At 72.2% G+C, this 20,982-nt stretch carries 20 protein-coding genes; 11 read left to right on the forward strand and 9 right to left on the reverse strand.

What is annotated here, in order from left to right; translation table 11 throughout:
* Positions 1–15 precede the first annotated feature (15 nt).
* From ACWDAK_RS08990 to ACWDAK_RS09015, 6 genes are all read right to left on the reverse strand, one after another.
* The gene (locus ACWDAK_RS08990) at positions 16–261 is read right to left on the reverse strand and encodes a hypothetical protein (protein ID WP_344635387.1); all 246 of its coding nucleotides are present in this window, start codon (positions 259–261) and stop codon (positions 16–18) included.
* 282 nt (positions 262–543) lie between these two features.
* Entirely contained in the window at positions 544–873 is a 330-nt protein-coding gene (locus ACWDAK_RS08995) for a DUF3099 domain-containing protein (protein ID WP_344635388.1), read from the reverse strand.
* Between the two features lie 118 nt (positions 874–991).
* Complete coding sequence (locus tag ACWDAK_RS09000; RefSeq protein ID WP_427394886.1) at positions 992–1,540, reverse strand: RNA 2'-phosphotransferase; 549 nt, start codon at positions 1,538–1,540, stop codon at positions 992–994.
* A gap of 26 nt (positions 1,541–1,566) precedes the next feature.
* A complete protein-coding gene (locus ACWDAK_RS09005) occupies positions 1,567–2,967 on the reverse strand; it encodes a metallopeptidase TldD-related protein (protein ID WP_344635390.1) in 1,401 nt (466 codons plus the stop codon).
* Positions 2,967–4,559, reverse strand: coding sequence for a TldD/PmbA family protein (locus ACWDAK_RS09010; protein WP_344635391.1), 1,593 nt, complete (start codon positions 4,557–4,559; stop codon positions 2,967–2,969). Before ACWDAK_RS09010 ends, ACWDAK_RS09005 begins: the two co-directional genes overlap by 1 nt.
* A 261-nt stretch (positions 4,560–4,820) precedes the next feature.
* On the reverse strand, positions 4,821–5,966 hold the full coding sequence (locus ACWDAK_RS09015; RefSeq protein ID WP_427394887.1) for an MBL fold metallo-hydrolase: 1,146 nt from the start codon (positions 5,964–5,966) through the stop codon (positions 4,821–4,823).
* Between the two features lie 494 nt (positions 5,967–6,460).
* On the opposite strand from ACWDAK_RS09015, the gene fabG reads away from it, so the two are divergent.
* Both fabG and fabI read left to right on the forward strand, forming a co-directional pair.
* A complete protein-coding gene (fabG, locus tag ACWDAK_RS09020) occupies positions 6,461–7,180 on the forward strand; it encodes a 3-oxoacyl-[acyl-carrier-protein] reductase (RefSeq protein ID WP_344635393.1) in 720 nt (239 codons plus the stop codon).
* Positions 7,181–7,183: 3 nt separating this feature from the next.
* Entirely contained in the window at positions 7,184–7,951 is a 768-nt protein-coding gene (gene fabI / locus ACWDAK_RS09025) for an enoyl-ACP reductase FabI (protein WP_427394888.1), read from the forward strand.
* A 148-nt stretch (positions 7,952–8,099) separates the two neighbouring features.
* Here fabI and ACWDAK_RS09030 read toward each other — a convergent pair whose 3' ends face one another.
* Positions 8,100–8,774 (reverse strand): FadR/GntR family transcriptional regulator, encoded by a 675-nt coding sequence (locus tag ACWDAK_RS09030; protein WP_344635395.1) that lies wholly within the window; start codon positions 8,772–8,774, stop codon positions 8,100–8,102.
* Between the two features lie 148 nt (positions 8,775–8,922).
* On the opposite strand from ACWDAK_RS09030, the gene ACWDAK_RS09035 reads away from it, so the two are divergent.
* From ACWDAK_RS09035 to ACWDAK_RS09045, 3 genes are all read left to right on the forward strand, one after another.
* Complete coding sequence (locus ACWDAK_RS09035) at positions 8,923–10,230, forward strand: CynX/NimT family MFS transporter (RefSeq protein ID WP_344635396.1); 1,308 nt, start codon at positions 8,923–8,925, stop codon at positions 10,228–10,230.
* Between the two features lie 114 nt (positions 10,231–10,344).
* The gene (locus ACWDAK_RS09040; protein ID WP_344635397.1) at positions 10,345–10,467 is read left to right on the forward strand and encodes an SGM_5486 family transporter-associated protein; all 123 of its coding nucleotides are present in this window, start codon (positions 10,345–10,347) and stop codon (positions 10,465–10,467) included.
* A gap of 92 nt (positions 10,468–10,559) precedes the next feature.
* Positions 10,560–11,087, forward strand: coding sequence for a SixA phosphatase family protein (locus ACWDAK_RS09045; protein ID WP_344635398.1), 528 nt, complete (start codon positions 10,560–10,562; stop codon positions 11,085–11,087).
* A 128-nt stretch (positions 11,088–11,215) separates the two neighbouring features.
* On the opposite strand, the gene serB is transcribed toward ACWDAK_RS09045, so the two are convergent.
* On the reverse strand, positions 11,216–12,478 hold the full coding sequence (gene serB, locus ACWDAK_RS09050) for a phosphoserine phosphatase SerB (RefSeq protein WP_344635399.1): 1,263 nt from the start codon (positions 12,476–12,478) through the stop codon (positions 11,216–11,218).
* Between the two features lie 384 nt (positions 12,479–12,862).
* Between serB and ACWDAK_RS09055 the strand changes: the two genes are divergently transcribed.
* From ACWDAK_RS09055 to ACWDAK_RS09065, 3 genes are all read left to right on the forward strand, one after another.
* Positions 12,863–15,472, forward strand: coding sequence for an ABC transporter ATP-binding protein/permease (locus tag ACWDAK_RS09055; RefSeq protein WP_344635400.1), 2,610 nt, complete (start codon positions 12,863–12,865; stop codon positions 15,470–15,472).
* Between the two features lie 156 nt (positions 15,473–15,628).
* A complete protein-coding gene (locus ACWDAK_RS09060) occupies positions 15,629–16,798 on the forward strand; it encodes a GAF domain-containing sensor histidine kinase (protein WP_344635401.1) in 1,170 nt (389 codons plus the stop codon).
* A complete protein-coding gene (locus tag ACWDAK_RS09065) occupies positions 16,791–17,438 on the forward strand; it encodes a response regulator transcription factor (protein ID WP_344635402.1) in 648 nt (215 codons plus the stop codon). The genes ACWDAK_RS09060 and ACWDAK_RS09065 overlap by 8 nt, the downstream gene beginning before the upstream one ends.
* A gap of 54 nt (positions 17,439–17,492) precedes the next feature.
* On the opposite strand, the gene ACWDAK_RS09070 is transcribed toward ACWDAK_RS09065, so the two are convergent.
* Complete coding sequence (locus tag ACWDAK_RS09070; protein ID WP_344635403.1) at positions 17,493–18,293, reverse strand: hypothetical protein; 801 nt, start codon at positions 18,291–18,293, stop codon at positions 17,493–17,495.
* Positions 18,294–18,495: 202 nt separating this feature from the next.
* On the opposite strand from ACWDAK_RS09070, the gene ACWDAK_RS09075 reads away from it, so the two are divergent.
* From ACWDAK_RS09075 to ACWDAK_RS09085, 3 genes are all read left to right on the forward strand, one after another.
* Complete coding sequence (locus ACWDAK_RS09075) at positions 18,496–19,287, forward strand: ABC transporter ATP-binding protein (RefSeq protein WP_344635404.1); 792 nt, start codon at positions 18,496–18,498, stop codon at positions 19,285–19,287.
* 117 nt (positions 19,288–19,404) lie between these two features.
* Positions 19,405–19,827, forward strand: coding sequence for an NfeD family protein (locus ACWDAK_RS09080; RefSeq protein WP_344635405.1), 423 nt, complete (start codon positions 19,405–19,407; stop codon positions 19,825–19,827).
* Between the two features lie 10 nt (positions 19,828–19,837).
* Complete coding sequence (locus ACWDAK_RS09085) at positions 19,838–20,893, forward strand: SPFH domain-containing protein (protein WP_344635406.1); 1,056 nt, start codon at positions 19,838–19,840, stop codon at positions 20,891–20,893.
* Positions 20,894–20,982: the final 89 nt, after the last annotated feature.

Below are 20,982 nucleotides of genomic sequence, written 5' to 3' on the forward strand. Positions count from 1 at the left end.
CGCCGCCCGGGCCGGTCAGCCCTGGAAGCCGGCGAGCGGGACGACCTCCTTCAGGAAGCCGCGTACGCCCAGGAACTGGGAGAGGTGCTCGCGGTGCTCGTCGCAGGCGAGCCAGGTCTTGCGGCGGTCCGGCGTGTGCAGCTTGGGGTTGTTCCACACCAGCACCCACTCGGCGGGCTTGCGGCAGCCCTTCCCGGAGCAGACCGGCGGGCCCTCGGGGCCGTCCGGCGCGCCGAAGAGCGGATGCGTGGGGGATTCCATGGGAGCCGTCCTGTCGGTCGCGGTGGCGCTGTGTACCGCCAGTCTCGCATTCACCGCCGGGAGGCCCGACAAGAGGGCATGACGACGCCGGGCAGCCACGGGGGGAGCCGCCCGGCGTCGGTCTGTCGCTCCGACGGGGGATGCGGAGCGCGTACGCAGTATGTCACGGCTCGACCCCCGAATGGCTAGCTCTTTCATGATTAATCTGAGCTGTATCTGAGCTTTCCGGGGTTCAAATGTCGGTAAACGCCAGCAAAACGGACAGCAGTTCTTGAGGCTCTGTCAGCTCTCCTTCGAGGCGCCGCCCCCGCCGGTGCCCCCGGGGCCCAGCATCAGCGGGGTCTCCGGCGGGACCGCGAAGGTGCTCGGGAGGCCGGGAGCCCGCTCCCGGCCGGCGTTGGCGATCAGGACGGCGAAGTACGGCAGCAGCACGGCTCCCACCAGCGCTCCGTAGGCCACCAGCCGCTGCACGTCCCACAACACCACGGCGAGCAGCACGCACACCGTGCGCAGCGACATCGAGATCACGTACCGGCGCTGACGGCTGCGCACGTCGTCGGAGAGGCTGGTGCGTGCTCCGGTGATCCGGAACACCTCGTCGCTCTTGCCCATGGTCCACCGCTCTCGTCCGCACCCGCACCCATCACCGGGTGCGGCCACCTCACCGTACGCCGCGCCCCCTCGCCCCAGCAGGGCGGGGGAGGGGGAGACGCGTGCGCTGGAGCGCGCCCTACCCAAGGGCCCGCAGGTAGCAGGCGGGGACGGCGTCGGTGAGCCAGACGCCGTTGGCACTGACCCGGAAGAGGTGGCCGTCGGCCGACATCGCGGCGGCGTCGACCGCCAGTACGACCGGGCGGCCGTGCCGGGACCCCACCCTGACGGCCGTCCCGGTGTCCGCGGAGAGATGGACGTCCTGCCGGGACATCGGGCGCAGGCCCTCCCGGAAGATGGCGTCCAGCCAGCGCCCGGTGGTGCCGTGGTAGAGCACCGGGGGCGGCTCGGTGGCGGCGAGCTGGAGGTCCACCGCCACCGAGTGGCCCTGGCTGGCGCGGATGGACGCGCCGTCCTCGGAGTAGGCGAAGCGCTTCTTGTCGTTGGTCCCGACCACGAGGTCCAGCTCGGCCCGGCTGAGCCGCCTGCCGTGCCGGGCGAGGGCGGCGAGCAGGCTGTCGACCCGCACCCAGCCGTGCTCGTCCAGGACGACCCCGACCGCGCCCGGGTCGTGCCGCAGCACCCGGGACAGCAGTTTCGAGGTCTTGACCAGCCGTCTGTCGTCCACTCCGGGGTCCTTTCCGTGAACGGGGGCTACGAAGCCTGGCTGACCGAGCTCATGTTGAACCCGTCGACCCTTAGCGGCGGCATCGCGGCGCGGTTGAAGTAGTCGCCCCACTCCCTCGGCAGGCACGGCTCGGTGCGGCCGGCCTCGGTGATCCGGCCGAGCAGGTCCACCGGGGACTCGTTGAACCGGAAGTTGTTCACCGCGCCGACCACCTCGCCGTTCTCGATCAGGTAGACGCCGTCCCGGGTGAGGCCGGTGAGCAGCAGGGTGGCCGGATCGACCTCGCGGATGTACCAGAGGCAGGTGAGCAGCAGGCCGCGCTCGGTGCGCGCGATCATCTCGTCCAGGGTGGGGGCGGCCGACTGGTCGGCCGTCTCCAGGACGAGGTTGTCGACCGGCGGGGTGAGCGGCAGGCCGGTCAGCCGGGCCGAGTGACGGGTGGTGACCAGGTTGGTCAGCTCGCCGTCGCGGATCCAGTCGGTGGCGGTCAGCGGCAGGCCGTTGTCGAAGACCGAGTGGGTGTCGCCGGAGCTGTGTGCGATGACGAACGGCGCCGCCTCCAGGCCCGGCTCGGCCGGGGCGGAGCGCAGGGTCAGCGGCAGCTCCGTGAGCTTCTCGCCGATCCGGGTGGCGCCGCCGGGCTTGCTGAACACCGTCCGGCCCTCGGCGGCGTCCCGGCCCTCGGCGGACCAGTACAGGTAGATCAGCAGGTCGGCGACGGCCGAGGGTGGCAGCAGGGTCTCGTACCGGCCCGCGGGCAGGTCGATCTTCTTCTGGCCCCAGGCGAGCCTGCGGGTGAGCTGCTCGTGCAGCTCGGCCACGTCCACGTCGCGGAAGTCCCGGGTGGCGGCGCCGGCCCAGGCGGAGGTGGTGAGATCGGCGGTCTTGGCGTTGATCTCGACCGAGCCGGTCGGCTGGACGTGGCGCAGCCGCAGGCCGGTGGAGGTGCCGAGGTAGCTGGTGGTCAGCTCGTGGTTGGCGAAGCCGTACAGCAGCTGGCCGGCCGCGCGGGCGCGGGCGAAGGCCTCGCCGAGGGCCGGGGCGAACTCGGTGAAGACCTCGATCGTGGTGACCTCGGGAGCCTTGGTGAAGTCCGGCGAGCAGGGGCGGTCCTCGACCAGCGGCCGGGCGTCCTCGGCCGGTTCGGCGGCGTGCGCGGCCTCCTCTGCGGCCCGGACCAGGCCCTCGACCTCGTCCAGGGTCACCGCCTCGCGGGAGACCACGCCCGAGGAGGCGCCCTGCTCGCCCTTGTCCACGGTGGCGATGACGGTCAGCCGGCGGCCCCGGGTGACGCCGTTGGTGGTGAGCGCGTTGCCCGCCCAGCGCAGGTTGGCGGTGGACTGCTCGTCCGCGATCACCACGCAGCCGTCGGTACGGGAGAGCCCGAGGGCGTGCTCGACCAGCTCGTGGGGATGGGTTGCGTTCATCAGTGACCCGCCTCCTGCTGGGTGTTGAGGACGTTGACGTTGCGGAAGAGCGCGGAGGGGCAGCCGTGGCTGACCGCCGCGATCTGGCCCGGCTGGGCCTTGCCGCAGTTGAAGGCACCGCCGAGCACATAGGTCTGCGGGCCGCCGACGGCGCTCATCGAGCCCCAGAAGTCGGTGGTGGTGGCCTGGTAGGCGAAGTCCCTGACCTGGCCGGCGAGTTCGCCGTTCCTGATGGCGAAGGCGCGCTGGCCGGTGAACTGGAAGTTGTAGCGCTGCATGTCGATCGACCAGGAGCGGTCGCCGACGATGTACAGGCCGTTCTCCACGTCCGCGATCAGGCCCGCGGTGTCGGGGCCGCCGACGGCCGGCTGGAGCGATACGTTGGCCATCCGCTGCACCGGGACGTGCGCGGGGGAGTCGGCGAAGGCGCAGCCGTTGGAGCGGCCCAGGCCCTGCTGCCTGGCCATCGCCCGGTCCAGCTGGTAGCCGACCAGGATGCCGTCCTTGACCAGGTCCCAGGACTGGGTGGCCACGCCCTCGTCGTCGTAGCCGATGGTGGACAGGCCGTGCTCGGCGGTGCGGTCGCCGGTGACGTGCATCAGCTCGGAGCCGTACCTGAGTGAGCCCAGCTTGTCGATGGTGGCGAAGGAGGTGCCGGCGTAGGCGGCCTCGTAGCCGAGGGCGCGGTCCAGCTCGGTGGCGTGGCCGATCGACTCGTGGATGGTCAGCCAGAGGTTGGACGGGTCGATCACCAGGTCGTAGCGGCCGGCCGCCACGCTCGGCGCCTTCATCTTCTCGGCCAGCAGCTCGGGGAGCTCGGCCAGTTCGGCGTCCCAGTCCCAGCCGGTGCCCGTCAGGCCGCGCCCATCGGGGGACGACCCCCGAACCCCCGCGAGATATTCCCAACCCCGGCCCACCGGCGGGGCGATGGTGCGCATCGAGTCGAAGGCGCCGCCCTGCTCGTCCACCGAGGTGGCCTCCAGCCACGGGTGGAGCCGGATGCGCTGCTGGGTGGTGACGGTGCCCGCGGTGTCGGCGTAGAACTTGTTCTCCTGCACCGTCAGCAGGTTGGCCTGGACGTGCGAGACGCCCTTCGCGGCGAGCAGCCGGCCGCTCCACTCGGCGAGCAGCGCGGTCTTCTCGGCCTCCGGCACGTCGAACGGGTTGATCTCGTACGCGGAGACCCAGGTGGCGTCCGCGTGCACCGGCTCATCGGCCAGCTCCACCAGGTCCTTCGCCCCGGCGGCGTGGCTGATCCCACCGGAGAGCCGGGCCACCGCCACGGCCTGCTCGGCGACCCTGGCGGCGGCGTCCGCGGTGAGGTCGACCCCCGCGGCGAAGCCCCAGGAGCCGTCCAGCAGTACCCGGACGGCGAAGCCGAGCTGGACGCTGTCGGCGGAGCCCGCCGGGCGGGCGTCGCGCAGCCGTACGGACGCGCTGCGCACCCGCTCCAGGCGGAAGTCCGCGTGGCTGACGCCGAGTTGACGGGCCCGGCTGAGGGCGGCGTCGGCGAGCGTACGTAGCGGGTAGGCGAGGAACTGGGGGTCGACGGCGCGGCTGTGCGGCGTGCCGGCGCTGGCTGTGGGCGGCATCTGGCTCCCCGGATCGGGTCGATGGTCGGAGTACGGGTAACTCGGTACAGAGTTACCCGCATCGCATCATGTCCGTTCCAACGGGATATCAGCCAGGCAATTTCGGCCACCGCTAGGCACGGGGCTGCGGACGGAGCGCCGGAGCCACGCGCAGACCCCGGGCGAAGTCGCGGGCCCGGGTGGGCGGTTGACCGGGCGGAGTCCCTGGAGGAGCCGCCCGGCGAGCACCCGAGGAGTCCGCCCGCCCCGGAAGGCCGGGGCTCAGGCGATGCCCTCCCACCAGTGGTCCAGCTCCGGCGGGTTGTCGACGTCGACGCGTTCGCCGGGGCGGGGGACGGCCAGCGGTACGCCCTGCTCCTTGGTCTCGGCGATCAGGCGCTCGATCGGTTCGGCCCACGGGTGCAGCCCCAGGGTGAAGGTGCACCAGTGCACGGGGACGAGCAGCCCGGCCCGCAGGTCGAGGTGGGCCCGGACGGCGTCCTCGGGGGTCATGTGGATGTCGGCCCAGGCCTGGTCGTACGCGCCGACCTGGACCAGGGCGGCGTCGAACGGCCCGTGCCGCTCACCGATCTCCGCGTAGCCCTCGAAGTAGCCGGAGTCGCCGGTGTAGTAGACCTTGCGGCTCGGCCCGGCGATCACCCAGGAGCCCCAGAGGGTGGTGTTGCGGGTGGTGCCCCGGCCGGAGAAGTGGTGGGCGGAGGTCAGGGTGAGGGTGAGCTCGCCGAGGGTGCAGGTCTCGTCCCAGTCCAGCTCGATGATCCGGTGCTCGGGCACGCCCCAGCGCCGCAGGTGGCCGCCGATGCCCAGCGGCACCGCGAACGGCGCGGACTGCCCGGCCACCAGCCGCTTCACGGTCGCCATGTCCAGGTGGTCGTAGTGGTCGTGCGAGATCAGCACCGCGTCGACCTGCGGCAGGTCCTCCAGCTCGACCGGGACCGGGTGCACCCGCTTCGGGCCGATCTGGGACACGGGGGAGCAGCGCTCGCTCCAGACCGGGTCCAGGAGGACCCGCTGGCCCTCGATCTCCACCAGCGCGGAGGCGTGCCCGTACCAGGTGATCTCGACGCCCTCGGTGGCGGGACGACGGGCGCCGCCCTCGGGCACGACCACCGGAACCGGCCGGACGGGCTGCCGGCCCTCGCGTTCCAGGATCAGCCGGCGCAGGGTGGAACGGTCGGTCGGCGGGCCGGGCGGCGTCGCGGAGGCCAGCGCGGAGGGAGCGTTGTGGAAGACACCGTCGCGGAACTGCGGGGAGTTGCGGATCCGCTCGTCGCGCGCGTCCGGGCGGCGCCCGAAGGCGGCGGGCACTTCGCGCAGCGCCCAGGCGGTGGCACCGGCCGCCAGGGCCAGGGCGGTGATGGCCGGAAGCCGCGGGCGACGGCCGTTGCTCGGGTGTGCCTTGCTCATCCGCTCTCTTCGCTTTCCTTGTCGCCGGTGGTGGGCGGTGACAGCTCATCGGCCCGCTCGCGGGCGGTCCTGCCGCAGACGGCAACCATGCCCGGCCGCGGGGGTGTGAGCAACCCTGCGACCGCGAAACCGGACGCGGACGCGGTAACTTCACCAACTTCACCGCGCCCGCGCATACGTGTACGGCCGGCGGCTGCCCGGGGCCCGTTGGACCATCCCGGTGTGCAACGGGCCCGGTGGGGCCGGTGTTCCCGCCTCGTACCGGTTCTCCGGGGCGACCGGCGGGCTCTTCGGCGCGGATCCGCTCCGTGCACGCATTGTCGGAACACCACAGATCACGGTGGGCGGACCTGTCGGAGCCCGATTCGCCGCAGTCTGGGCGGGACCGATAGCGTCACACTGCGTACGCGTTCACTGCGAGCGTTCGCGACCAGGGCGGCACCCCACGTGCCGACCCGCAGAGGTCGTCGACAACTACGGAGAGAGGTGGATCGTTGAGCCGCTCGGTTCTGGTCACCGGAGGTAACCGGGGCATCGGCCTCGCGATCGCCCTTGCCTTCGCCGAGGCAGGGGACAAGGTTGCCATCACCAGCCGCTCGGGAGAGGTCCCCGAGGAGCTGGCGAAGCACGGTGTGATCGCCGCCCGCTGCGACATCAACGACGCCGAGCAGGTCGACGCGGCCTTCACCGAGGTCGAGGCCCAGAACGGCCCGGTCGAGGTGCTGGTCGCCAATGCCGGCATCACCAAGGACACCCTGCTGCTGCGGATGTCCGAGGAGGACTTCACCTCGGTCCTGGACACCAACCTCACCGGGACCTTCCGGGTGGTCAAGCGGGCCGCGGCGAAGATGCTGCGGGCGCGCAAGGGCCGTATCGTGCTGATCTCCTCGGTGGTCGGTCTGACCGGCTCGCCGGGCCAGGTCAACTACGCGGCCTCCAAGGCCGGCCTGGTCGGCTTCGCCCGTTCCCTGGCGCGCGAGCTCGGTTCCCGCAACATCACCGTCAACGTGGTCGCCCCCGGCTTCGTGGACACCGACATGACCGCGGTGCTCACCGAGGAGCGGCGCAAGGAGATCGTCTCCGGGGTGCCGCTGGGACGTTACGCCGCACCGGCCGAGATCGCGTCGGCGGTGCGTTTCCTCTCCTCGGACGAGGCCGCATACATCACCGGAGCCGTCATTCCCGTGGACGGCGGATTGGGCATGGGTCACTGAAACATGAGCGGAATCCTTGAGGGCAAGCGCATCCTGATCACGGGTGTGCTGATGGAGTCCTCCATCGCCTTCCACACCGCCAAGCTTGCCCAGGAGCAGGGCGCCGAGATCATCCTGACGGCGTTCCCCCGGCCCAGCCTGACCGAGCGGATCGCCAAGAAGCTCCCCAAGCCGGTGAAGGTGCTGGAGCTCGACGTCTCCAGCGAGGAGCAGCTGGCGGGCATCGCGGACAAGGTGCGCGAGCACCTGCCGTCCCTGGACGGCATCGTCCACTCGATCGGCTTCGCCCCGCAGGACGCGCTCGGTGGCAACTTCCTGAACACCCCGTGGGAGTCCGTGGCCACCGCGATGCAGGTCTCGGCGTTCTCGCTGAAGTCGCTGACCATGGCGCTGCTGCCGCTGATGCGGGACGGCGGTTCGGTGGTCGGCCTGACCTTCGACGCGCAGTTCGCCTGGCCGAAGTACGACTGGATGGGCCCGGCCAAGGCCGCGCTGGAGGCCACCTCCCGCTACATGGCCCGCGACCTGGGCGAGCGCAACATCCGGGTGAACCTGGTCTCGGCCGGCCCGATCGGCTCGATGGCCGCCAAGTCCATCCCGGGCTTCTCCGACCTGGCCGCCACCTGGGACAGCCGCTCCCCGCTGAAGTGGGACCTCTCCGACCCGGAGCCGGCCGGCCGCGGTGTGGTCGCGCTGCTCTCGGACTGGTTCCCGAAGACCACCGGTGAGATCGTCCACGTGGACGGCGGTCTGCACGCCATCGGCGCCTGACCCACCAGCACCAGCACCAGCAGCAGCACCAGCACCAGCCCCGGACCCCCGCGGTCCGGGGCTGACGTGTTCTGCGGAGCCGGCCCGGGGCCGACGTGTCCCCGGTGGCGGGCCGGAGCGGTGGTCGGGCCTCGGCGGCGCCGGAAGGTCAGGCCTCGGCGGTGCGGCAGGCGCCGATCGCCCGGCCCGCCTCGGCGGCGGCCCGCTGGGCGTCCCCGTCCCGGATCGCCTCCAGGATCCCGTCGTGGCCGAGGTACTTCTCCGGGACCAGCTCCGGCCCGACGTCGTGCCGCAGATGGGCCCGCAGCACCTCGCCGAGGTCGGCGTAGATCGCCGAGATCACGTCGTTGTGGGCCGCCGCCACCACCGCCTGGTGGAAGGCCGCGTCCGCCTGCACGAAGTCCTCCGGATCGCCCGAGGACCAGGCCGCCTCCCGGCGGGCCAGCGTGGTCCCCATCAGCGCCAGGTCGCGCTCGCTACGCCGGTCGGCGGCCAGTCCCGCGGCCGCGCTCTCCAGCATCGACCGCAGTTCGGCGACCTGGTCCTGGTCGGCGTCCGCGAACCGGCGGTGCATCACACCGGCCAGCTCGCTGGTGGCCAGCACATAGGTGCCCGAGCCCTGGCGGATGTCCAGCAGCCCGTTGTGCGCGAGCGCCCGTACGGCCTCCCGGACGGTGTTGCGCGCCACCCCGAGCTGCTCGACCAGCTCCGCCTCGGTGGGGATCCGCGAGCCGACCGGCCATTCGCCCGAGGTGATCTGGGCGCGGAGCTGCGCGATCACCTGGTCGGACAGCGGTGTTCGCCGGGTGGCTGACAGCACCATGGACTCTGTCTCCTGCTGTGTGAGGGGCTGCTGCTGGGTGGAGGGCTGCTGTTGAGGGGCCGTCGCGGCCCTGGACGGTGATGAAGACCCGATGAAGCTCAGGATACCGGCGTGCGGTAATTCATCCCATGATTCTATGATGGGCGGCATGTCCACCGCCGCAGACACCACCACCGACCCGCGCGCCACCGCGCGATCCGCCGAGAACCACCCGACCGGGACCACCGCCGCCGACACCGGAGCCGACCGGCGCGGCCTGCCGGCCGTGCTGCTGGCCGTCGCGATCGCCGCCGCCGCGCTCAACCTCAGACCGGTGGTCACCAGCCTCGGACCCCTGCTCGACAAGGTCCGGGCCGACCTCGGGATGAACGCCACCGTCGCCGGGCTGCTCACCGCGGTACCCGCGCTCTGTTTCGCGGTCTTCGGCGTCGCGGCTCCGGCACTGGCCCGGAAGGCCGGCCCGATCGCGGTGGTCACGGCCGGGATGGGCGCGATCGTGCTGGGCGTGGTCACCCGTTCCTTCGCCGGGGGAACGGCGCTCTTCCTGCTGCTCACCGCCGTCGCCCTGGCGGGTGTGGCGGTCTCGAACGTACTGCTGCCGGTGGTCATCAAGCGCTACTTCCCCGACCGGGTCGGTCCGATGATCGGTCTCTACTCGATGTCGCTGTCGGCCGGCACCTCGCTGGCCGCCGCGGTCACCGTCCCGGTGACCACCGCCCTGGGCGGCGACTGGCGGGCCGGTCTGGGCGTCTGGGGCCTGCTCGGGCTGGCCGCCCTGGTGCTCTGTCTGGTGACGCTCCTGCTGCGGCGGGAGAAGGGCACCGGCGGCCGGGCCGAGCAGGGGGCCGCCAGGCTGCCGATCCGGCGCAGCCGTACCGCCTGGGCGCTGGCCGCCTTCTTCGGCCTGCAGTCCACCAGCGCGTACGCCGCCATGGGCTGGCTGCCCAAGATCTACCAGGACGCCGGGGTGTCGGAGAGCGCCTCCGGGGTGCTGCTGGCGCTGGTGATGGCGATCGGCGTCCCGGCCTCCTTCGTGCTGCCCAGCCTGGCCGCCCGCCGCGGCGACCAGCGGTTGTTCGTGGTGGTGCTCGGCCTGTGCGGGATCCTCGGCTACGTCGGCCTGGCCTTCGCCGCGGGTACCGCCTCCTGGCTCTGGGCCGTCCTGGTCGGACTGTCGATGTGCGCCTTCCCGCTCGCACTGACCATGATCGGTCTGCGTGCCAGGACCCCGGGCGGGGTGGCCCAGCTCTCGGCCTTCGCGCAGAGCCTCGGGTACCTGATCTCCATACCCGGCCCGATCCTGGTCGGCGGCATCTACGGGGCCACCGGGTCCTGGTACCTGCCGCTGGCCTTCCTGGCGGCACTGCTGGTCCCGCAGATCCTGGTCGGCATGCGCGCGGCCCGGGCCAGGCACATCGAGGACGAGGTCCCCGCGGAGGCGCCGGCCGCCGGCTGACCCGGGGCCTGCCCGGCGCACCGGCGGCAGGAGCCGGTGCGCCGGCACCAAGCGCAGGTCAAGAGCCGTACCCCGGTTTCCGCCCGGCGGGTTCCGGATGCGAGACTCGGCACCATGCCCGTTCTCGAACCGAATCCGCCGAATGGCCAGAAGAAGCTGCTGGCGCTGCTCGGCGTGATCGCGGCGATCGTCGTCGTGGTGTCGATCATCGCCAGCGTCGCCCAGAGCATGGGCTGACCCGAGGCCGCTCCCGGGTGCTCCACTCCTGCGGGTGGTGCCGGTCGGGGGCACCGCGCCCGACGGCGGATTTTCTGCGAAGCTCTGGGAGTATGAGCGCCGACATGCCCCGCAGGATCATCGTTCTCCGCCACGCCAAGGCCGACTGGCCCAACCAGGTGGACGACCACGAGCGGCCGCTCGCCGACCGTGGCCAGACCCAGGCGAAGGAAGCCGGCGAGTGGCTCGCCGACTCCGGCATCAACCCCGACCTCGTGCTCTGCTCCTCCTCGGTGCGGACCCGGGAGACCTGGAAGCTGGCCGTCCACGGGCTGCCCAAGCGGCCTCGGCGGACGGTCTACGAGGAGCGGCTGTACGAGGCCAGCGCCGGTGAGATCATCACGGTGCTGCAGGAGACCCCCGACGAGATCACCGACGTGCTGCTGGTCGGCCACAATCCCGGGGTGCTCGGGCTGACCCAGGTCCTGGCGGGCGAGGAAGGCGATCCGGACGCGCTCAACCGCCTGCGCCTGGGCGGCTTCCCGACGGCGGCGGTCGCGGTGCTGAGCTTCACCGGTTCCTGGAAGGACGTCGAACCGGGCGTGGCGAAGCTGGAGACCTTCCACACCCCGCAGGACTGAGCAGCGCTTCTGCGAGAGCGGCCCCGGGGGCGCGGGGCAGTGCGCGTGCGGCCGGCCCTGCGGGGGCGGGGACGGACCCGCGTCCGACCGGTCGGTCGCCCGGCTCCCCGCGCCCCCCGGTGTGCCGCTCAGTCCACCAGGTCGGCGGCCTCCACCTCCTCGCGGGTGATCCCGAGCAGGTAGAGGACGGTGTCCAGGAAAGGCACGTTGACCGCGGTGTCGGCGGCCTCCCGGACCACCGGCTTGGCGTTGAACGCGACCCCGAGGCCGGCCGCGTTGAGCATGTCGAGGTCGTTGGCCCCGTCCCCGATCGCCACCGTCTGCTCCAGCGGCACCCGGGCCTGCTCGGCGAACCGCGTCAGCCAGCGCGCCTTGCCCGCCCGGTCCACGATCTCCCCGGTGACCCGGCCGGTGAACTTCCCGTCCTCGACCTCCAGGGTGTTGGCCGCGGCGAAGTCCAGCCCCAGCAATTCCACCAGGTGGTCGGTGACCTGGGTGAACCCGCCGGAGACGATCCCCACCTGGTAGCCGAGCCGCTGGAGCGTACGGATCAGGGTGCGGGCGCCCGGCGTCAGCCGTACCTCGGAGCGGACCTTGTCCGTCACGCTCGCGTCCAGCCCCGCCAGCAGGGCGACCCGGGCCCGCAGCGACTCCGCGAAGTCCAGCTCGCCGCGCATCGCGGCGGCGGTCACCTCGGCGACCCGTGCCTCGCAGCCGGCGTGCGCGGCGAAGAGCTCGATCACCTCGTCCTGGATCAGGGTGGAGTCCACGTCCATCACGACCAGGCGCTTGGCCCGGCGCTGCAGCCCGGCCTGGATCACGGCGATGTCCACCCGCTGCGCGGCCGCCTCGACGGCCAGTTCGGCGCGCAACCGCTCGGTGGCGACGCCGGAGACGGCCAGTTCGACCGCGGTCACCGGGTACTTGGCCAGCCGGAAGACGCGGTCGATGTTGCCGCCGGCCTCGGAGACCCGGTTGGCCAGCGCCGCGACGGCGGTGGCGGTCAGCGGGTGCCCCAGCACGGTCACGTGCGAGCGGCCCTCGCGGCGGGGGCGGTTGTCGCCGGTACCCGAGATGATCTCGGCCTGGAGCCGGAGGCCCTCGGCCCAGCGGTGCACGGTGACCCGGAGCGTGCCCTCGGCACTCTGGGTGGCCGGGGGAGTGATCAGGGCGCACAGCGTTATCCGGCCACGGGTGACCACCTGTTCGATGTCGATCACGTCGACACCGAACTCGCCGAGGGTGGCGAACAGACCCGCGGTGATACCCGGGCGGTCCTTGCCGAACACCTTGACCAGCAGGGTTCGCTCGTCGTCGGCGCCGCGCTGCACGAGCGGGGCGGGGGGCTGCGAGGCGGGGAGGGGCTCAGCGGCCGGAGGCGTTGCGTTCATGGTGATTCCCACGCTACCGGGCCCCCGCGTCCGCGCACCGCACGCGTCCGGAGCTTGGACCTCCCCGCGCAGCCACCCGGGCCGGCCGCCAGGGGCGCAGGGAAGGCGTAGCAGTCCTCCGGCCCGTGCGGGGCGGCGCTGCACCGGGGGCTTCGGGGCGCGACCGGCCCACCGGGTGCGGGGACTCTCCGTCGCGCGGCCGGTGCCACCGAAGGTTCACCCGCGTCCAGGAAGGTTCACCCTTCGTGCCGAGGTTCCTCACGACTCGTCCCCGGGCCCGCGCCGGTGACGGACCGACTTTCGAGGCGCGGCGGACGGCTGGAATGATTCGCCCTGTCAGATGCAGGAAACACCGGGGGAACCGGAGAGCGGGGCGGGCGGACAGTGCCGCAACTCGTACTAGACATCAGCGGGCAGCAGCGGGTCCTGGAGCCCGAACAGTCGTACACCATCGGGCGTGACCCGAACTCGGACTTCAGGTTCGAGGACGCCAGGGTCTCCTGGCGGCATGCCACCATCTCCTTCGACGGCGCGAGCTGGCAGTTGGAGGACCACGGCAGTACCAACGGCACGTACGCCTCCGGCGCCCGCACGCTGCACGCGCAGCTGCTGCCGGGCACGGTGCTGCACCTCGGCAACGCCGAGAACGGGCCCAGGCTGGCCTTCTCGGCGCCGGCCGGGGTGCCGTCCCAGCAGCAGGCCCAGCAGCCGCAGGCGCCCGCGTGGTACGAGGCCACCACGGCGCCGAGGCCGGGCCCGAACGCGGCCCAACCCCAGCCCCAGCAGTACCAGCCACCGCAGCAGCCGGTGCAGCCCCCGGCGCAGCAACAGCCGTACGTGCCGCAGCAGCAGCCCTGGCCCGCCCAGCCGCCGGTCCAGCAGCCGCAGCCGCAGCAGCAGTGGCCCACTCCGCAGCCGCCCGCCTTCCCGCAGCAGTCCTCGGGCGGCGTGCAGCAGTCCTCGGGTGGCGCGCAGCCGCAGCCCGGTCTCGGCAGCCCGACCATGGTGCGCAGCCTCAACACCGGGGCGCGGACCATCCGGATCGGCCGTGCGCTGGACAACGACATCGTGGTCTCCGACCTACAGGTCTCCCGCCACCACGCCGAACTGCGCCAACTGCCCGACGGCCGATGGGAGATCGTCGACCTCGGCAGCCACAACGGAATCTTCCTCAACGGCCAGCCGGTGCAGCGCCAGTTGATGGGGCAGCAGGACCGGCTCACCGTCGGCCACTCCACCTTCACCCTGGTCGGCGACCAGCTGCAGGAGTTCCTCAACACCGGCGCGGTCTCCTTCTCCGCCCGCCACCTGACCGTCGAGGTCGAGCACAAGGGCGCCAAGAAGATCCTGCTGAACGACGTCAGCTTCTCCCTCCCGGAGAAGTCCTTCGTCGCCGTCATCGGCCCCTCGGGCTCCGGCAAGTCGACGCTGCTGCGGGCCCTCACCGGCTACCGCCCCGCCGACCGCGGTGACGTCCTCTACGACGGCCGCAACCTCTACAAGCAGTTCGCCGAACTCCGCTCCCGGATCGGCCTGGTGCCGCAGTCGGAGATCCTGCACAAGGAACTCACCGTCCGCACCGGCCTCAAGTACGCCGCCCGGCTGCGCTTCCCCGGCGACACCGAGGCCGCCGAGCGCGAGCGCCGGATCGACGAGGTGCTGTACGAGCTGCGCCTGGACAAGCGCGCCGACAACCGGATCACCGCGCTCTCCGGCGGCCAGCAGAAGCGCGTCTCGGTCGCCCTCGAGCTGCTCACCAAGCCCTCGCTGATCTTCCTGGACGAGCCCACCTCGGGCCTCGACCCGGGCATGGACCGCGAGGTCATGCAGACCCTGCGCGGGCTCGCCGACGACGGCCGCACCGTCCTGGTGGTCACCCACTCCGTCGCCGAACTCGCGCTCTGCGACCGGCTGCTGGTGATGGCGCCGGGCGGTTCGGTGGCGTACTTCGGGCCGCCGGACGAGGCGCTGCACTTCTTCGGCTACGAGAGCTGGGCGGACGTCTTCCAGGCGTTCGAGAACTACCCGGACCACGACTGGGCCGGCCGCTACCGGGGTTCGGTGCACTACCAGCAGTACTCGGCGGACGTGGACTCGGGCGCCGCCCAGCCGGCCGCTGTCGCCCAGGAGCAGCTCCGCCCGCCCAAGCCGCAGAGCTGGCTCTCCCAGTGGTGGACGCTGGTACGCCGCTACCTCTCGGTGATCGGCTCCGACTGGGGCTACATCGGACTGTCCCTGCTGATGCCGCTGCTGCTCGGCACGCTGAGCACGCTGATCCCGGACGACCTGGGCCTGCGCCCCGGCCCCCGTGGCACCAACGGCATCGCCGGGATGATCCTGATGGTCATCGCGTTCGGCGCGTGTCTGTCCGGATCGGCCAACTCGGTCCGTGAGCTGATCAAGGAACGGGCGATCTACGAACGGGAACGCGCCTCCGGGCTCTCCCGCTCGGCGTACCTGATGTCGAAGATCACCGTGCTCAGCGGGGTCAGCGTGGTGCAGGGCGCGGTCATCTCGGCGATCGGCTTCGGTGCGCGCAAACTGCCCACCGAGGGGCTGGTGTTCAAGCACGCGCCGATCATCGAGATGGGCATCGGCATCGTCCTGCTCAGCATCACCTCGATGATGGTCGGCCTGGTGATCTCCGCCCTGGTCAAGACGGCCGAGAAGACCATGCCGCTGCTGGTGATGTTCGCCCTCGTGCAGATGGTCTTCACCGGTACGGTCTTCCAGCTCTTCCACAAGCCCGGCCTGGAGCAGTTGGCCTGGCTGATGCCCGCCCGCTGGGGCGTCGCCGCCCCGGGCACCACCCTGGACCTGGCACACCTCGACCCGATGGGCAGCAAGGACACCGAGATCGACGCGCTCTGGTCCCACTCGGTGGGCCACTGGGCCGTCAACTGCCTGGTCCTGGTGGCCATGTCGGTCGCCCTGGCGTTCCTGGTGCAGCGGCTGCAGCGCCGCCACGAGCCCGAGGTCATGCAGAAGGGCTGACCCGGACGCTCGGGTACGGGCGGCCCGGTCGAATCGCGGATTCGGCCGGGCCGCCCGTTTCCGTCTTCGGGACCGACGGCCCCGCCCCGCTACGCCGCAGGTCCTACGCCCGGCGCCCCATGCCGGGCCCGTCCCGCCGGCGGTAGCGTTGGGGACATGACCGCCGACGAACCCCTCCCCGCCTGCGACCCCAGCCTCGGCGGGATCGAAGCGGTCAGCGCCGCCGTCCTCGCGATGAGCCGGCACCTGGAGGTCCGCGAGGTGCTGCGCCGGATCACCGCCTCCGCCCGGCAACTGCTGGACGCCGAGTACGCGGCCCTCGGCGTGCCCGACGACCACGGCGGCTTCGCCCAGTTCGTGGTGGACGGGGTCACCGACGAGCAGTGGAAGGCCATCGGCCCGCTGCCCCGCCAGCACGGCGTGCTCGCCTCGATGCTGCACCGGCTCGACCCGACCCGGCTGGCCGACGTCCGCCTCGCCCCCGACTTCGGCGGCTGGCCCGACGCGCACCCCGAACTGAAGGACTTCCTCGGGATGCCGATCACCGACGACGGCGAGGTCCTCGGCGCGGTCTTCCTCGCCAACAAACTCGGCGCCAAGGGCCGGACCCGCGGCTTCACCGAACGGGACGAGGAACTGCTGCGCATCCTCGCCGCGCACGCCGCCATCGCCCTCGGCAACGCCCGCCTCTACGAGCGCAGCCGCGAGCTCACCCTGGCCGACGAACGCGCCCGGATCGCCCACGACCTGCACGACGCGGTCTCGCAGAAGCTCTTCTCGCTGCGCCTCACCGCCAAGGCCGCCGCCACCCTGGTCGACCGCGACCCCGCCAGGGCCCGCGCCGAACTCGCCGAAGTGGCCCGGCTCGCCGCCGAGGCCGCCGACGAACTGCGCACCGTGGTGGTCGAGTTGCGCCCGGCCGCACTGGACGAGGACGGCCTGGCGGCCACCCTCGCCTCACAGGTCCAACTACTCGACCGGGCGCACTCCGCGGCGGTCCGCTTCACCAGCCGCGGGGTGCGGGCGCTGCCCTCGGCCCAGGAGGCGGCCCTGCTCCGGGTCGCCCAGGAGGCCCTGCACAACGCGCTGCGGCACGCCGGTGCGCGGCACGTCGACGTCACCCTGGCCGGTACCGCCGGCCGCGGCGCGGTGCTGCGGGTGGTCGACGACGGACGCGGCTTCGACCCCGACTCGGTCCGGCGGGCCGGGCGCCACCTCGGACTGGTGTCGATGCGCGACCGGGCGTCCGCGGTCGGCGGCACCCTGGTACTGGAGTCCGCCCCCGGCGAGGGGACGGTCGTGGAGTTGGAGGTACCCGGTGCCTGACACGTCGTCGGCGATCCGCGTCCTGCTGGTGGACGACCACCAGGTGGTCCGGCGCGGCCTGCGCACATTCCTGGAGGTGCAGGAGGACATCGAGGTGGTCGGTGAGGCCGCGGACGGTGCGGAGGCCGTCGAACGCGCCCGGGATCTGCTGCCGGACGTCGTCCTGATGGACCTGAAGATGCCAGGGACGGACGGGATCGAGGCGCTCAGGCTGCTCAAGGAGCAGGGCAACCCGGCCCGGGTCCTGATCGTCACCAGCTTCACCGAACACCGGACCATGGTCCCCGCGCTGCGGGCCGGCGCGGCCGGCTACGTGTACAAGGACGTCGACCCGGAGGCGCTGGCCGGGGCGATCCGGTCCGTGCACGCCGGGCACGTCCTGCTCCAGCCAGAACTCGCCGAGGCCCTGCTCTCCGACGACGGAGCCCGGGCCCCGCAGGGCCGGGGCGGCACCCTCACCGAACGCGAACGCGAGGTCCTGAGCCACATCGCCGACGGGCGTTCCAACCGGGAGATCGCCCGGACGCTCCACCTGTCGGAGAAGACGGTCAAGACCCACGTCTCCAACATCCTGATGAAACTCGACCTCGCCGACCGCACCCAGGCCGCCCTCTGGGCCGTCCGCAACGGCGAGGCGTAGCCGCCCTCGCGACGCCCGGTGGGCCGCCCGGCACCGCGGCGAGCCCTCCGTGTCTCAGCCGCGCGGCTCGTCGGCGAGCGAGTTGTAGGCGGCGACCTGGGCCCGCCGGGCGGTCCGGGTCAGCGGCGCCAGCACCTCGCGGCGGGCCGCCATCTCGGAGGCGCTGACCGCGGCCCCGTGCCCGCCCAGCGCGATGGCGAGCAGTGCCGAGATCTGCCGAGCCGACTCCAGGACGCGCACCGCCCGCGGTGAGTACCCGGGCGCGAGCAGCTCGACGTGCCCGCGCCGCCGGTACTCCTCCAGCGCCCGCAGCGCCTCGGGCCCGGCCCCCGCGACGTCCAGCCCGGCGAGCAGTACGGTCGCCTCCCGCAGCCCCTCCGCGAGCTCCCGCTCGGCCTCGTGCAGCGAGGGGACCCCGGCCGGCGGGCCGTCGTTGACGGCGCCGCAGCGCCACAGCACCCGCACCGCCTGGTCGCCGGCCGGTCCGTAGACCTCGACCTCGGGGACCAGCCCGATCGGCACACCGGCCGCCAGCACCGCCTCACCGGCCGCCAACGCCTCCGCGTTGAACGCCGGGGGACCGGTCAGCCCCAGCGGGTGCCCGGCGTCGGGCAGGGCCAGCCGGAGCCCGGTCACGCCGAGGACGCGCAGCCGTCCGAGCGCCCAGGTGAGCCCGTGCTCGTCCTCGGCGGCGTCGCCCGGCAGTCCGGTGACCCGGTGCGTCTCGTCCGCGCCGAGCACCGCCGTGGCGGCGTCGTCGGGCGGAACCAGCCCGGCGAGCAGGGCGTTGCCCCAGGCGGTGAGCCGCCCGGAGCGGGGTTCTTCGTACGGATTGTCGGCAGGAGTGACGAGCATCCGGCCAGCCTACGGAAAACTCGGCCATCCGCGTGGCGTAGGTTTGGGAGAGTGCTGCGCGCGGCGCACCCCTCCGAGCCCCATCCCGGCCGTCGGAGTGGTCCGTCCGTTCGCACCGACTGACGAGACGAGTGGACCGCACCCCGAGGACCTTTCGCCCAGGTCCCACGGACGGCCGAATCTGCATTGGGGAAGGCTAGGCATGAGCGACGTGCTGGAGCTGGTGGACGTATCCGTGGTCCGGGAGGGGCACGCGCTCATCGATCAGGTCTCCTGGTCGATCTCGGAGGGCGAGCGCTGGGTGATCCTCGGACCGAACGGCGCGGGCAAGACGACCCTGCTGCAGGTCGCCTCCACCTACCTCTTCCCGAGCACCGGCACCGCCGCGATCCTCGGCGAGAAGCTCGGCTCCGTGGACGTCTTCGAGCTGCGCCAGCGGATCGGCCTGGCCGGCGCCTCGATGATGGACCGGCTGCCGGCCGACCAGACCGTGCTCCAGGTGGTGCTCACCGCCGCGTACGGCATGACGGTCAGCTGGCGGGAGCAGTACGAGACCACCGACGAGCAGCGGGCACTCGCCCTGCTCGACCGGCTCGGCATGGTGAACCTGGTCGAGCGCAAGTTCGGCACCCTCTCCGAGGGCGAGCGCAAGCGCACCCTGATCGCCCGCGGTCTGATGACCGACCCCGAGCTGCTGCTGCTCGACGAGCCCGCCGCCGGCCTGGACCTGGGCGGCCGCGAGGACCTGGTCCGCCGCCTCGGCGCGCTGGCCCAGGACGAGAACGCGCCCGCGATGGCGATGGTCACCCACCACGTCGAGGAGATCGCCCCCGGCTTCACCCACGTGCTGATGATCCGTCAGGGCAAGGTGCTGACCGCCGGTCCGATCGACACCGAACTGACCGCCCGCAACCTCTCGCGCTGCTTCGGCCTGCCGCTCACCCTGGAGCGCCGCGGCGACCGCTGGGCCGCCCAGGGCCTGCCGCTCGGCTGAGGCCGGTCGACAACCGAATAAGGCCGCTGGGAGACCGGTCGCACGTGCGACCGGTTTCCGCCCATCCACCTGCGGGAACCAACGCGGGAAGAGTCTTCCCGTACCTAGGATGGATCTGTGGAGAGCTGGATCTGGTGGCTGCTGGCCGCCGTCGGCCTGGGCATACCGCTGGTGCTCACCGCGCTGCCGGAGTTCGCGATGTTCGCGATCGGCGCCGGTGCCGCCGCGCTGGCCGCCGGGCTCGGGGCCGGCGTGGTACTTCAGTTCCTGCTCTTCGTGGGGGTGTCCGTCGCACTGCTGGTGTTCGTCCGGCCGATCGCCTACCGGCAGCTGCGCCAGGCGCCGGAGTTCCGGACGGGGACGGCGGCGCTGATCGGGGCCACCGCGATCGTCCAGGAACAGGTCGACGGGGAGGGCGGGCGGATCAAACTCAACGGTGAGATCTGGTCGGCTCGCGCGCTTCATCCCGGCACGGTCTACCAGCCGGGGCAGCAGGTCGATGTCGTCGAAATCCAGGGCGCGACCGCCCTGGTCGTCTAGGGGAGAGTCCGTGGAACCCGTCCTTATCGTGCTGGTCGTCCTGGTCGTGGTGGCCTTCATCGCACTGATCAAGACGATCCAGGTGATCCCGCAGGCCAGTGCGGCCATCGTGGAGCGCTTCGGCCGCTACACCCGGACCCTGAACGCGGGACTGAACATCGTGGTCCCGTTCATCGACACCGTCCGCAACCGGATCGACCTGCGCGAACAGGTGGTCCCGTTCCCGCCGCAGCCGGTGATCACCCAGGACAACCTGGTGGTCAACATCGACACCGTCATCTACTACCAGGTGACCGACCCGCGCGCCGCCACCTACGAGGTCGCCAGCTACATCCAGGCGATCGAACAGCTCACGGTCACCACACTGCGCAACATCATCGGCTCGATGGACCTGGAGTCCACCCTGACGTCCCGTGAGGTGATCAACGCGGGTCTGCGCGGAGTGCTCGACGAGGCCACCGGCAAGTGGGGCATCCGGGTCAACCGGGTCGAGCTGAAGGCGATCGAGCCGCCGAACTCCATCCAGGACTCGATGGAGAAGCAGATGCGCGCCGACCGTGACAAGCGCGCCGCGATCCTCGCCGCCGAGGGTGCCCGCCAGGCCCAGATCCTGCGCGCCGAGGGTGAGAAGCAGGCCGAGGTGCTCAAGGCCGAGGGTGAGGCCCAGGCCGCGGTGCTGCGCGCCGACGGTGAGGCGGCCGCCATCCGTACGGTCTTCGAGGCCATCCACGACGGCGACGCCGACCAGAAGCTGCTCGCCTACCAGTACCTGCAGACCCTGCCCGAGCTGGCCAAGGGCGACTCCAACAAGCTCTGGATCATCCCGAGCGAGGTCGGCGACGCGCTCAAGGGCCTCGGCGGCGCCTTCACCGGGCTGACCGGCGGCAACGGGGCCGGCCCCGCCGCCGCGCCCGCCGCCCCGACGGCCACTCAGGTCCCGCTCGACCCGGCCGCCCGTCCGGCCGCCACCCCGCCCGCGGGGCCGGGGCCGGTGGACATCGACAAGGGCGCCGCCCGCCCCCGGGTCGAGCCGACCCGTGAGTACCCCAAGATCGACCCGGAGTGACCGACCGGATCCGGCCATGCTGATCCGCCCGTGACGCCTCTGCCCGCCCCCGGAACCGTCCGGGGGCGGGCCGTCCGCCGTCTCCGGCC

Source organism: Kitasatospora sp. NPDC001175 (assembly GCF_053598215.1).

Bases quoted from the DNA above. Each gene is read 5' to 3' on its own strand.
- ACWDAK_RS08990 (WP_344635387.1), bottom strand. From the start codon at position 261: ATGGAATCCCCCACGCATCCGCTCTTCGGCGCGCCGGACGGCCCCGAG.
- ACWDAK_RS08995 (WP_344635388.1), bottom strand. From the start codon at position 873: ATGGGCAAGAGCGACGAGGTGTTCCGGATCACCGGAGCACGCACCAGC.
- ACWDAK_RS09005 (WP_344635390.1), bottom strand. From the start codon at position 2,967: ATGAACGCAACCCATCCCCACGAGCTGGTCGAGCACGCCCTCGGGCTC.
- ACWDAK_RS09010 (WP_344635391.1), bottom strand. From the start codon at position 4,559: ATGCCGCCCACAGCCAGCGCCGGCACGCCGCACAGCCGCGCCGTCGAC.
- ACWDAK_RS09015 (WP_427394887.1), bottom strand. From the start codon at position 5,966: ATGAGCAAGGCACACCCGAGCAACGGCCGTCGCCCGCGGCTTCCGGCC.
- fabI (WP_427394888.1), top strand. From the start codon at position 7,184: ATGAGCGGAATCCTTGAGGGCAAGCGCATCCTGATCACGGGTGTGCTG.
- ACWDAK_RS09030 (WP_344635395.1), bottom strand. From the start codon at position 8,774: ATGGTGCTGTCAGCCACCCGGCGAACACCGCTGTCCGACCAGGTGATC.
- ACWDAK_RS09035 (WP_344635396.1), top strand. From the start codon at position 8,923: ATGTCCACCGCCGCAGACACCACCACCGACCCGCGCGCCACCGCGCGA.
- ACWDAK_RS09040 (WP_344635397.1), top strand. From the start codon at position 10,345: ATGCCCGTTCTCGAACCGAATCCGCCGAATGGCCAGAAGAAGCTGCTG.
- ACWDAK_RS09045 (WP_344635398.1), top strand. From the start codon at position 10,560: ATGAGCGCCGACATGCCCCGCAGGATCATCGTTCTCCGCCACGCCAAG.
- serB (WP_344635399.1), bottom strand. From the start codon at position 12,478: ATGAACGCAACGCCTCCGGCCGCTGAGCCCCTCCCCGCCTCGCAGCCC.
- ACWDAK_RS09060 (WP_344635401.1), top strand. From the start codon at position 15,629: ATGACCGCCGACGAACCCCTCCCCGCCTGCGACCCCAGCCTCGGCGGG.
- ACWDAK_RS09070 (WP_344635403.1), bottom strand. From the start codon at position 18,293: ATGCTCGTCACTCCTGCCGACAATCCGTACGAAGAACCCCGCTCCGGG.
- ACWDAK_RS09075 (WP_344635404.1), top strand. From the start codon at position 18,496: ATGAGCGACGTGCTGGAGCTGGTGGACGTATCCGTGGTCCGGGAGGGG.